This window comes from Photobacterium sp. MCCC 1A19761, assembly GCF_037389125.1.
Taxonomy (GTDB): domain Bacteria; phylum Pseudomonadota; class Gammaproteobacteria; order Enterobacterales; family Vibrionaceae; genus Photobacterium.
On sequence record NZ_JAZGTF010000002.1, the window covers coordinates 508,436 to 520,502 of the forward strand.

The 12,067-nt window shown below is 52.0% G+C and carries 11 protein-coding genes; 3 read left to right on the forward strand and 8 right to left on the reverse strand.

Translation table 11 applies throughout. The features are described from left to right. Positions 1–4 precede the first annotated feature (4 nt). A complete protein-coding gene (rfaH, locus tag VV869_RS04950) occupies positions 5–502 on the reverse strand; it encodes a transcription/translation regulatory transformer protein RfaH (protein ID WP_337733857.1) in 498 nt (165 codons plus the stop codon). A 525-nt stretch (positions 503–1,027) separates the two neighbouring features. Here rfaH and VV869_RS04955 point away from each other — a divergent pair. After that, entirely contained in the window at positions 1,028–2,425 is a 1,398-nt protein-coding gene (locus tag VV869_RS04955; protein WP_337733858.1) for a peptide MFS transporter, read from the forward strand. A gap of 173 nt (positions 2,426–2,598) precedes the next feature. On the opposite strand, the gene VV869_RS04960 is transcribed toward VV869_RS04955, so the two are convergent. Next, complete coding sequence (locus VV869_RS04960) at positions 2,599–3,648, reverse strand: response regulator (RefSeq protein WP_337733859.1); 1,050 nt, start codon at positions 3,646–3,648, stop codon at positions 2,599–2,601. A 344-nt stretch (positions 3,649–3,992) separates the two neighbouring features. Between VV869_RS04960 and VV869_RS04965 the strand changes: the two genes are divergently transcribed. Together VV869_RS04965 and VV869_RS04970 are read left to right on the forward strand one after the other, a co-directional pair. Next, on the forward strand, positions 3,993–4,868 hold the full coding sequence (locus VV869_RS04965; RefSeq protein WP_337733860.1) for a LysR family transcriptional regulator: 876 nt from the start codon (positions 3,993–3,995) through the stop codon (positions 4,866–4,868). Between the two features lie 266 nt (positions 4,869–5,134). Continuing rightward, a complete protein-coding gene (locus tag VV869_RS04970) occupies positions 5,135–5,734 on the forward strand; it encodes a Yip1 family protein (RefSeq protein ID WP_337733861.1) in 600 nt (199 codons plus the stop codon). A gap of 169 nt (positions 5,735–5,903) precedes the next feature. On the opposite strand, the gene purF is transcribed toward VV869_RS04970, so the two are convergent. The 6 genes from purF to truA all read right to left on the reverse strand — a co-directional run bounded on the left by purF (position 5,904) and on the right by truA (position 12,022). Further along, positions 5,904–7,421 carry an amidophosphoribosyltransferase gene (gene purF / locus VV869_RS04975; protein WP_337733862.1) on the reverse strand — a complete coding sequence of 506 codons (1,518 nt, stop codon included), beginning with the start codon at positions 7,419–7,421 and terminating at the stop codon, positions 5,904–5,906. Positions 7,422–7,552: 131 nt separating this feature from the next. Continuing rightward, positions 7,553–8,044, reverse strand: coding sequence for a CvpA family protein (locus VV869_RS04980; protein WP_337733895.1), 492 nt, complete (start codon positions 8,042–8,044; stop codon positions 7,553–7,555). A 64-nt stretch (positions 8,045–8,108) separates the two neighbouring features. Beyond that, a complete protein-coding gene (locus VV869_RS04985) occupies positions 8,109–8,660 on the reverse strand; it encodes an SPOR domain-containing protein (RefSeq protein ID WP_337733863.1) in 552 nt (183 codons plus the stop codon). A 2-nt stretch (positions 8,661–8,662) separates the two neighbouring features. After that, on the reverse strand, positions 8,663–9,937 hold the full coding sequence (gene folC / locus VV869_RS04990) for a bifunctional tetrahydrofolate synthase/dihydrofolate synthase (protein ID WP_337733864.1): 1,275 nt from the start codon (positions 9,935–9,937) through the stop codon (positions 8,663–8,665). A 157-nt stretch (positions 9,938–10,094) separates the two neighbouring features. Next, positions 10,095–11,051, reverse strand: coding sequence for an acetyl-CoA carboxylase, carboxyltransferase subunit beta (gene accD, locus VV869_RS04995; RefSeq protein WP_337733865.1), 957 nt, complete (start codon positions 11,049–11,051; stop codon positions 10,095–10,097). Between the two features lie 185 nt (positions 11,052–11,236). Then, a complete protein-coding gene (gene truA, locus VV869_RS05000) occupies positions 11,237–12,022 on the reverse strand; it encodes a tRNA pseudouridine(38-40) synthase TruA (RefSeq protein WP_337733896.1) in 786 nt (261 codons plus the stop codon). Positions 12,023–12,067: the final 45 nt, after the last annotated feature.

Sequence of the window (12,067 nt, forward strand, 5' to 3'; positions counted from 1 at the left end):
CGTATTATTTTTTCACAATATCTTCATTTTGAACGCTGACTTTCACCGGCTTGCCCAGCAAATTGATCAACATAAAAGATCGTTTTTCGCCATCCGGCTCCTGATAAATCGCTTCAATACCTTTAAACTGGCCTTGCGTTAGCTTCAGGCTCTCACCCGGTTGCGGCAAACTGGAAAGTTTGGCCTGATGCTCCTCGCAATTTTCATTCATCATCAGTCCGTAGATGATATCCGGCTGCACGATTTGCGGTTTGGCGCCCTGGCTGATGAAATTGGCGACCCCCCGGGTCGAACGAATAGTCGTGTAGCTGATATCTTCCGGATCAAAGTAGACAAACATATAACCGGGAAATAACGGCTCACAACTTTCTGTGCGTTTTCCCCGAACAATCTTCTGTACCGTAACCTGCGGGTAATAACATTCGACACCTTGGCGATCAAGATTGATCACGGCGCGCTCCTGTTCACTGCGCTTACAATATAGAAGGTACCAATCTTTCATCTGCTTCTCTTTTTCATTGACGCCAAACCCCAAGATTATATACCGAAACAACCTCAAGGTGCAGAATTCGAAATCTCACGACAGGCTTCACTGCTAGTCGCCGGAGCTTGGACTCACTTCAGCCATGACCGGCACACGCTCACACAACAACAAAAATTGAAGCGTCATCAGGCCTGACCCGATGCAATCATACGCATAAAACCCCCGCCTTTGTGTGCCACACTCGCCCCGAGAAATGTAACAAATATGAAAAAAAACGATCGGCAACCATTATCAACCAAGCACTCAATAGTAAATCGACATATAATCCCAAAAGTAATATCAACTGCAGCAAATAAAACCAACTCAAACCTTTAAACCTAAGATTTCACTTTTGAGCACATTTCACCCACTCACTTACAGATCAACCACTTACACTGATAATAAATTGTTCTGATTTTGTAAAAGTTTGCAGTTTAAAAATTTGTAGATTATAAAATAGGCCAAATTTGCAAACACACTGACAATGGATTACAGAGTAAAATCATGAACAATGGAAATAGTGGTACCCTGTTAGGACATCCGAAAGGGTTATTTTTGCTGTTTGGCACCGAGCTGTGGGAGCGGTTCTCCTACTACGCCATGCGTGCCATTCTGGTCCTGTATCTCACAGATAAAACCATCAATGGCGGGTTGGGATGGACAACCCAGGAAGCCTTAAGCCTTTACGGGATTTACACCGGTCTGGTCTACATCACCCCGCTGATCGGGGGCTGGATTGCCGATAACTTCCTGGGCCAACGCCGCTCAATCATTATCGGTGGTGTACTGATGGCTTTGGGCCAGTTTACGCTCGCCCTGCCAAATAGCATGGTCGACCCGCATGCCGTCACCGCTTTTTATCTGGGCCTTGGCCTGCTGATTATCGGTAATGGCATGTTCAAGCCGAACATTTCGACCATGGTCGGCGATCTTTACCAGGAAGGGGATAACCGTCGCGATGGCGCCTTTACGATTTTCTATATGGGAATCAACCTGGGCGCGCTCTTGGCTGGTATTGTTGCAGGTTCTGCATCCACCGCTTATGGCTGGAAAGCCGGCTTTGTTGCCGCAGGGATCGGGATGGTGATCAGCCTGATCACGCAAATGATTTTTGCTGAGCGTCTGCTGGGCGATGTCGGGAAGGTGCCTGCAGCCAAACGCGCGGCAAACATGAACGCATCCGGCAAGAAAGAGCCCCTGACCAAAAAGGAAATCGATCGTCTGAAAGTGATCATGATCATGGGTCTGTTTGTGGTGGTTTTCTGGGCCGGCTTCGAACAAGCAGGTGGCCTGATGAGCATCTACACCCAGGAATATGCTGACCGGATGATTGGCAGTTTTGAAGTCCCGACAGCCTGGTTCCAGTCACTGAACCCGTTCTTTATTATCACCATGGCGCCGGTGTTGGCCTCGCTGTGGGTGAAAATGGGGCCGAAAGAGCCAAGCTCGCCGGTCAAGTTTGCGATGGCCCTGTTTATGCTGGCGATTGGTTTCGTCTTTATGATGGGCGCCGTAGTGCAGCAAGGGGGAGACCTCACCGCGAAAACGTCCATGCTGTGGATTATCGCCGCCTACTTCTTCCATACCATGGGTGAGCTGTGCCTATCACCAATCGGCCTGTCAATGGTGACCAAACTGGCACCACTTCGTCTGGCGTCCCTGATGATGGGTGTTTGGTTCGGGTTTAATGCCGTCGCCAACTACGTCGCCGGGATCATTGGTTCGCAAGTCGGTGAAGCCGGTCCAATGGCCATCTTCAGCGGCATTGCCATTGCCGCAGGGATCTCCGGGGTTGTGCTGCTCCTGCTGTCGAACCAACTGATCCGCTGGATGCACGGTGCCGAAGGCAAAATCGATCAAGCTGTGCTTGAAGGCGCTGAGCCTCAACCAGCCAAAGCATAAACCATTTCCGGTGTAGCGCCCCGCGCTATTACGCCCCGAAATGAACAAAGCGGAGCCCCGGGCTCCGCTTTTTTGATCGTACTTTAGCTCGTAGGGTAAGTCGTGATTGAAGAAAAACGGCGGAAGTGAAAAAGCGACCCGGTTATAAGCTCACCTTTAAAGCTCACCTTTAACTAAAACCCACATCGTTTGATGGTCAGGCTGAAACTGGCTGCGCCAATTTCACTGAGCGACAGTCGTCCGCCCGACTCAGAGAGCTGCAATTCAATGGTATCGTTTTGATAAGCCTGAGTGCCGAGCCAAGGTTGGGCGACAATCTCTTTCCGATCATCACTGGTTTGCAGGACAGCCGCCAATCCGGTTGAGGTTACACTCAGACTTTTATCGCAGGCATCAAAAATCCCGAACAGAGCCCGGATGGGCGATGCATAACCCGAATGTTTCATCCCCTGCTCAATCAAGCGCAGTAAACCGCGGATATCCCGCTCATCGGCCATCCGGGTACGCAGATAATCATTGAAAAATGCCCGGATCAGCAACGTAGTTGCCGTGCCGTTTTCAGTATCCGATGAAGAATCCACCAGGTAAAATGCCAGCCTGCCGTCGATCAACCAAGTGTAGTCCAGCAAGACCGGCTGTACATCGACCGACTGCAACACGCAATAGCTGAGTTGCCAATCCCCAAGTTGCGACTCAGTTTCCGGCATCAACCCCAAGAGTAACTCTCTCGCCGCTTTCGGATTCGCTTTCAGCTCCTCGATATGCCATTCCAACTCTTCATCAATGCCGGCACTTTCCCCCCCGACCTCAAACCACTGGCTGGCAAAATCCCGGTTGTCGGCAATCGAATCCTCGGTTCGCAGCACAGATAAAATGGCTGATTTAAGCACCATGATATTATCCAGTGGCTTGATCAGAAAGTCTTTCACGCCATGGCGTAACGCCGTGGCCACATCCGCCATATCACCAGTCCCGGAGATCACAATCACCGGCACCATGGGATACTGAACCGACACCTCTTCGACAAATTCCATCCCGGTCAGCACGGGCATCGCCAAATCACACAGCAATACATCGGGAATATTGTCCCGTAAGGCCTGTAATCCTTCCAGACCATCTTCGGCTTCACGCACATGGCAGCCCTGGCTTTTCAAAAAACCAGTGAGCATACTGCGAAATACAGGGTCATCTTCAACGACAAGAACATCTTTATCCTCAAGCAAAGTCTGTGCCCTCCATGAGTGATGATGAGTCGCCTCCTGAGTGGTGTCAGGCGAGTTAGCAGTATTGTCTGGAGAAGTGCGCATGAAACCCCGGTCAGCAAATGAACCTATCAAAAGCATAGGTCGGAATTGATGCCCCGTCACAAGGATCACTGTATCCGAGACGGAATTTATTGGGTTATGCAAACAATATCAAATTTTGCGTCATGAATTTGCCGCAAGTCGATCTCGATAGCGACTCTGGATGGATTTTGATTTACCGCAAATCATCTAATGATAATGACATGTTTAGACACAGTTTGTTATACAATTCTCATTTGTTTAATTTCAACCGCTGTAGACCTATGAAGCTTGATGATCTGAACCTGTTCCGCCTGGTGGTTGAACATGGCAGCTATACTGCCGCCTCTCGAAAAACCCAAGTGCCTGTCGCCACCCTGACCCGACGTATTCAGGCGCTGGAAGAGTGTTTAAGTATTCGCTTGCTCAACCGCCACGCCCGTAAACTGTCTCTGACTGAGGCCGGGCAGAAATTCTATGATGACTGTAGCCCACTGCTCCAGCAGCTGGTCGACACCACCGAGCATATTAGCGAGGAATGTAAAGGCGCGGCCGGTAAGCTGAAAATCGCAGCCCCTTCCAATCTGACCAAGGTCATGCTTCAGCCGATGCTCAACGCCTTTATGCGCGAACACCCGGCCATCAGCATTGTGCTGCAAATGAGCAATGAGCCGGAACAGCTGGATCCAACCGACTGGGATATTATTTTCCGCGTCGGGCCGCAGCGGGATTCGACGCTGATCGCCCGGCGGATCAGTAGCGTAAAAGATATTCTCGTCGCCAGTCCGGATTACCTGGCCCACCAGCCGGAGCCGAAGCACGCGCAGGATCTCTCCCAACATTCGCTACTGAAAGGACGTCCCTTGATGCGCTGGCGCCTGACCGATCACAATGGTGAGACGGTGACCATCAGTGAACGAGGACGCTTTGAAGCCAACCAGCTCAATGTGGTGCGCAAAGCCTGCGTCAGCGGCCTAGGGATCACCCTGATGCCGGATGTGATGCTGGAGAAATACATTGCATCCGGTGAGCTGGTCCAGATTCTGCAAAACTGGTCGGCAAACCCCCGTGATGTCTACCTGATGTACAACCATCGCGATTATCAACCGGAAAAGCTGCGGTTGTTTATCGAGTTCACCAGCAGCTATTTCAAACTCTGAACCGCGCCGATTAACCCAAGGAAAGCCCGTGAAACGACAGGTGAATTTCTTGCCAAGCCTGTCAACCCAGACTAAACATTAATAGACCGAATAGAGCAATTTTTGCCTGCTCCACCCGGCGACCCGCCGTCACAACGAACCCAGGCATTCAGGACAGTACATTTCTGTTCGGTTTGACAGAAGAGCACATACGGAACATGTGGGATGTGTTCTTGGGAACAATAACCTTATGATGCGCTTGATGCGCCGAGGAATGAGGAAACGTTATGATTCTGGGACATTTATTCGGGCTATATACACATCCGAAACAAGAGTGGCGCACCATTGACAAGGAACATGAAGGGGTTCAGAGCAGCGTATCGCATATTTTGCTGATTGCCTTGCTTCCCCCGATTTTTGCGTTTATTTCCAGCGTCTTTATCGGCTGGCGGATCGGGGTCGGTGAGCCGATTTACCTGACTCAGGGCAGTGCACTGGGTATGAGCGTTGCGATGTACTTTGCTTTAATCGCCGGTGTGTTCGCCCTCGCCTACCTGACCTACTGGATGAGCCACACGTTCGGTTCAACGCCAACCTACACCCAGGCAGTAGAACTGGCCGCCTATACGGCAACACCGCTCTTTATGACCAGCATCGCGGCGATCTATCCGCATGTGTGGTTTTTGATGGTTGCCGGCTTAATCGGGATTGCCTACTCGGTTTATCTGCTCTACACCGGAGTACCGATTCTGATGCATATTCCGGAAGAGCGTGGGTTCATTTATGCCAGCTCGATTGTGACCTGTGGCTTGGTGTTGCTGGTGTCGATCATCGCCAGCTCGGTCATTTTGTGGAATCTGGGGCTGGGACCGCAGTTCAGTCACTAGCGGTAGATCCTGGCATCACAAAAGATTGCAGCGCAGTATAAACGCCCATCACAGCTCGACACAGAACATCGACAACAAAAAAGCGAGAGGTAACCCCTCTCGCTTTTTAACGGTGTTTATCGGTCTGGCTTCAAAACCGGCGACAGCACGTTAGCCGTTCTGTACCGCCTTAAGCGTCTTCATTGTGCAGTTCAAGGTTGGCCAGATCCTGCTGGATTTCACGCTGGGTTTTCGAGTCTTCACTGCGCAGCGTTTCCAGGTATTCCAGATACTGCTGGCTGACGTCCCCGGTGACATACGTGCCGTTAAAGACCGAACTCTCAAATTGGGTGATATCCGGATTACCTTCGGAAACCGCTGCCACCAAATCTTCCAGGTCCTGGAAAATCAGGCCATCGGCACCGATCATCTTGCAGATTTCATCCACTTCGCGGCCATGAGCGATCAACTCATTGGCACTTGGCATATCAATGCCGTAAACGTTCGGGAAGCGCACTTCCGGCGCCGCAGAAGCCAGGTAGACTTTCTTCGCGCCGGCTTCACGGGCCATTTCGATAATCTGCTCTGAAGTGGTGCCGCGCACAATCGAGTCATCCACCAGCAAGACACGCTTGTCCTTGAACTCAGAACGAATAGCATTCAGCTTTCGGCGTACCGATTTGCGGCGCATCTGCTGACCCGGCATGATAAAGGTCCGGCCGACATAACGGTTCTTCACGAAGCCCTGGCGATACGGCTTGTCCAGCGTCCGGGCAATTTCCAGTGCGCTGTCAGTGGAGGTCTCCGGAATTGGGATCACGACATCAATGTCCAGATCTTCCCATTCCCGCTTGATTTTTTCACCCAACTTCACGCCCATGCGCACCCGGGCACTATAGACGGACACCTTATCAATAAAGGAGTCCGGTCGGGCAAAGTACACAAACTCAAAAATACATGGGGTCAGCAGCGGGTGATCTGCACATTGCTCCGTGAACAGTTCGCCGTCGAAAGTAATATAGACCGCCTCGCCCGGCGCAACATCACGGACAAAATCAAAACCGACCGCATCCAGGGCGACGGATTCCGACGCCACCATGTACTCGATCTTCCCATCCACTTCGCGCTTACCCAGACACAGCGGGCGAATGCCGTTCGGATCACGGAAGGCCATGATGCCATGACCAATCAACATCGCGACCACAGCATAGGCACCTTTGACAATCCGATGCACTTCACGAATGGCAGCAAAAATTTCGGCGGGGGTGATTGGATAAGAGGGGGCTTTTTCAAGCTGGCTGGCCAGCACATTCAGGAGGATTTCTGAATCAGAGGTTGTATTGACATGACGTTTGGTCTGTTCAAACAAGGTCTCTCTGATTTCAGCAGCATTGGTCAGGTTACCGTTGTGCGCCAGGGCCAGGCCATAAGGCGAGTTGACATAAAACGGCTGTGCCTCCGATGCACTTGAACTACCGGCCGTCGGGTAACGGACATGGCCAATTCCCACCTCTCCCTGCAGGCGCTGCATGTGTCTGGCTTCAAACACATCCCGCACCAGTCCATTTGCTTTTCGCAGACGGAAACGATTGCTTTCCAGGGTAACAATACCGGCGGCATCCTGGCCGCGATGCTGTAGCACAGTCAGTGCATCATAGATAGACTGGTTGACCGGGGATGAACCCACGATTCCGACAATACCACACATGTCCTAAATCCTCGTCACGCATTAAGTGCAATGATAGCAGTATGACGCAGTTCTTAATATTCAGCGGGAACCCGGCTGCCCGGATCCCCGCTGATTCAAGACACCATCAGTCAACTGCCTGATTTCCGATACTAGAATGCACCGGGCAAAAAGCTTGATGTTTCTTTGAGGTAAGTGAAGAACCACTCGATCACAACACCAAATTGCGGGATTAGCTGCGACTCTTTCCACCAGTCAGCATCCGAAAACCCGGTAAAGGCGTCAATGAAGAACAACAGGGCCGCCACAATCAAAACCCCGCGCACTCCCCCAAAGACAACGCCCAGAACCCGATCCGTTCCTGACAGGCCGGTCTTCTGGACTAACTGTCCGATCACATAGTTCACGACGGCCCCGACAACCAGAGTCGCAATAAACAATGCGGCGATGGCACTACCTTTGCGTAGCATCTCATCTTGAATATTGGTGAAGAATGCCGCCAGCTCAGTGTAAAAATTACTGGCAATAAAAAAGGCAGCAAACCAAATCACAAGTGACAAAGCTTCTTTGACAAAACCACGGATCAAACTGACCAGTGCCGAGAAGCCGATGACGCCTAAAATTACGTAATCTATCCAGATCATCATTTGTTGTATTCGTCTTGTTGGTGCGTATTCTAACAGAAAAAATGAGAACGCAAACGTTTACCTAGGGATTTAGTGGGTTAAATCTGAGCAACTGACCTTTCAGGCCGGTTAATTTTTCCAATTCTTTGATCTGGGTAGACAGCTTGTCTTTCGAGAGATCCGGTCCGACAACCACCCGGGCCAAATCCCCCGGCTTGGGCTTCTTGGGAAATACATGGGCCTGGTAACCGGCATCCCGTAACGTCGCCACCAGCTGATGGGCGTTATCAAACTGACGGAACACCCCGAGCTGTACCACCCAGCCGCTCTCCTGGTTACCGGCTTTCGGTGGCTGAACCGGCTGCGGAGCAACCTGCAACGGTGCATCCGCCGCTGCGGACTCATCTTCAATTACGACCGTCACCGGATCCGGCGGCAATTCTATTTCCGCAAATTCAGGCTCGGGAATGGTCTCGTACTCCACGGCCGCTTCCATTTCCGGCTGAAGCGGGATACTGGCAAACTGCTCCTGATAATGCTGTTTCTTCCCGTCGAACAGGTCCGGCAGAAAAATCACCCCGATCGCGACCAGAATAATGGTCCCGACCAACCGGCTTTGGAATTTACTTGCCACGTCTACTCCTGTGTTGCTGCAATATGGCTGGAAATCTGACCGACAGTGTAAAACGAGCCAAACACGATTACCATATCCGCTTCGGTCGCCTGTGTCAGCGCTGTGTCATAAGCCTGTGCCGGCGTCTCACAGGCATGATAAGTCTGCCCTGCCAAGTGCCGAACAATCTCATCCGCCGAGGCTGCCCGCGGGCCTTCCAGCGAAGCGGGATACCAGACATCAACGATTGATTTCAATTCGGCAACCGTTGCCGCAATGTCTTTGTCATGCAGCATCGCGACCACAGCGTAGATCCGCTGCTTCTGCTCGCGCTGCTGAATTGCCGTCAGTTGCTGCGCAAAATACTGGGCTGAATGCGGGTTATGCGCCACATCCATGATCACCAAAGGGGATTCCGAAACCCGCTCCATGCGCCCCGGTAATCTGGCTTTAGACAACCCGGCAGCAATATGCTCATCACTGAGTTCAAGCTCGGCCACGCCCAGCGCCATCAGGGCGGTGGCCGCATTCGGCAGCGGCAAAGACGGTAATGGCAAGTTTTTCAAATCAAACGCACCGCACTGCCAGTCCCAGCCGCCGTCATGTTGCTGGTAATCAAACTGATACCCGACTTGATACAGCTGGGCACTAATATCATCGGCATGGGCTGGTACACTGGCCGGCGGATTCGGCTGACCGCATACTGCGGGTTTGTCGGTGCGGAAAATTCCGGCTTTTTCATACCCGATCACTTCAATGTCGTCCCCCAGCCAGTCAACATGGTCGATAGCCAGGCTGGTGATCACAGAGACATCATGATCGACGATATTAGTCGCATCCAAGCGTCCGCCAAGACCGACTTCCAGGATCGCGACATCCACCTGATGGGTCCGGAACAGCTCCAGCGCCGCCAGGGTGCCGAACTCGAACAGGCTCAGGCTGGTTGCTTCACGATACTGTTCAATCGATGCAAAAGCGCGACTGTGCTCGCTATCTGCCAACTCCTGGCCGTTAATCCGTACCCGCTCGTTATAACGAACCAAATGCGGTGAGCTGTACACCCCGACGCGATAGCCGGCTTCGAGCAAAATCGCTTCCAGGATAGCGCAGGTGGAGCCCTTACCATTCGTCCCGGCGACGGTGATCACCCGCGGCGCTGGTTTGGTAAGGTCGCCACGACGGGCAACAGTCATTGCGCGATCTAACCCGAGATCGATGGCACTGGTATGAAGGTTTTCTAAATAGGTCAGCCAGTCGGCTAATGAATCGGTTGCTTGTGGTGCTGTCAGTCCGGACATTCTTTATCGTTCTAATAAATCACTGTAAGGGGGACTAATTTACCACTGAATCGGGAGGAAGTTCATGCAAACCGACGAATAATTTGCGGGAAACGCGCATCGGTCTGCATGTTTTACGCCGGGTCAGAAGACACCGGCGTAATACGGTCAGCAAGAATTACTCTTTATCCTGACCGCTTTCTTCTTGAGGGGCGTTGGCATTGGCGTTAGCTTCATCTTCAACCGCCACAGCTTCCGGCCGGATCACCGGTACCACCATCGGTGATGGTGACTGAGTCAGTTTCGCCACCATTCCGCCGATGCGCTGGCGCATCTCACGACGGTCAACAATCATATCGATGGCACCATGCTCAAGCAGGAACTCACTGCGTTGGAAGCCTTCCGGCAGTTTCTCACGCACGGTTTGCTCAATCACACGCTGACCGGCAAAACCAATCAGAGCCTTCGGCTCACCAATGTTGATATCGCCCAACATCGCCAGACTGGCAGACACGCCGCCCATGGTCGGGTCGGTCAGGACGGAGAAAAACGGCAGGCCTTTGGCAGACAGGCGCTCCAGGGCTGCACTGGTTTTGGCCATCTGCATCAGCGACATCAGCGCTTCCTGCATCCGGGCACCACCACTGGCCGAGAAACACACCAGAGCACAGTTGTTGGCAATGGCTTCATCCACGGCGCGGACAAACTTCGCCCCGACGACAGAACCCATAGAACCGCCCATAAATGAGAATTCAAAAGCACAGGCAACCAGCGGCTGCGACAGCAAGGTGCCTTTCATCACAATCAGGGCATCTTTTTCACCGCTGCTCTTTTGCGCAGCAGAGAGACGATCTTTATATTTCTTGGAATCGCGGAACTTCAGCTTGTCTTGCGGCTCCATATCACCTGCAATTTCGACCTGACCTTCGGTATCCAGGAAAGTTTCCAGGCGGCGACGCGCTTTCATGCGCATGTGGTGATCACACTTCGGACAGACTTCCAGATTACGTTCCAGTTCCGCGTGATAAAGCACTTGCTCACATGATGTACACTTGGTCCACACCCCTTCCGGGATAGACGCTTTACGTGAGGAAACAATATTGCTTTTCGTGAGGATCTTTTCAAGCCAGCTCATGAATGACCTTTCATCTTTTTCATATCCCCGCTCACTCGCAGAGAATTATAAATTCGTTAAATTTTACCGAGGTGGAATTAAAGCACAAAGTTGTCTGGCTGTAGATAAAAAACTGGTTGTACTAGTTGAGATTAGGCGGTTGATCCTAATATCGACCCTGAACGTCTCAGGGCCTATCCCAGCATTCACTCCGGCAGAAACAGCGGTCCAATCGGCGCTTTCGGGATCCCAAACGCTTGCGGGTAATCCACTTCCACCAGATACAAGCCCTCCGCCTTTGCTGTGGCTCCAGCGAGGGTCCGGTCTTTCTGTGCTAACAGCCATTTCATCCATTCCGGCTTCTCTTCACCGCGGCCCACTTTGATCAGGCTGCCGGTGATGTTCCGCACCATATGATGAACAAAGGCATTGGCCTTGATATCAATAATCACATAGTGCCCCTGACGGGAAACGTTCAGATGCATCAGATTACGCCAAGGACTCAGGGATTGACAATACACGGCTCGGAAGGATGTGAAGTCATTCTCACCGAGCAGGTACTGACCGGCTTCGTGCATCTTCTCTACATCGAGTTCGCCGTGATAATGACTGACGCCGGAGCCCAAAATCGCAGGTCGCAGTGCATGATTATAGATGATGTAGCGGTACCGGCGTGCTGTCGCACTAAAACGGGCATGAAAGTCCTCATTCACTTCGACAGCCCAGCGCACAGCAATATCTTTAGGAAGATTTGCATTGGCCCCCATGGTCCAGGCAACCATCTTCCGCGCAACATGGGTCTCAAAATGGACTACCTGGCCCGTCCCATGCACGCCGGCATCGGTCCGGCCGGCACATTGCACTTCAACCGGGTGATTGGCTATTTTACCGAGCGCTTTTTCAAGCCGCTCCTGAACACTGTCAACATCACGCTGACGCTGCCAGCCATAATACTTGGACCCATCATACTCAATGCCTAAAGCTACGCGCATCATCTACTTTGTTCTTACTGTCTGTCGGCATCACAGGCCGGTTAA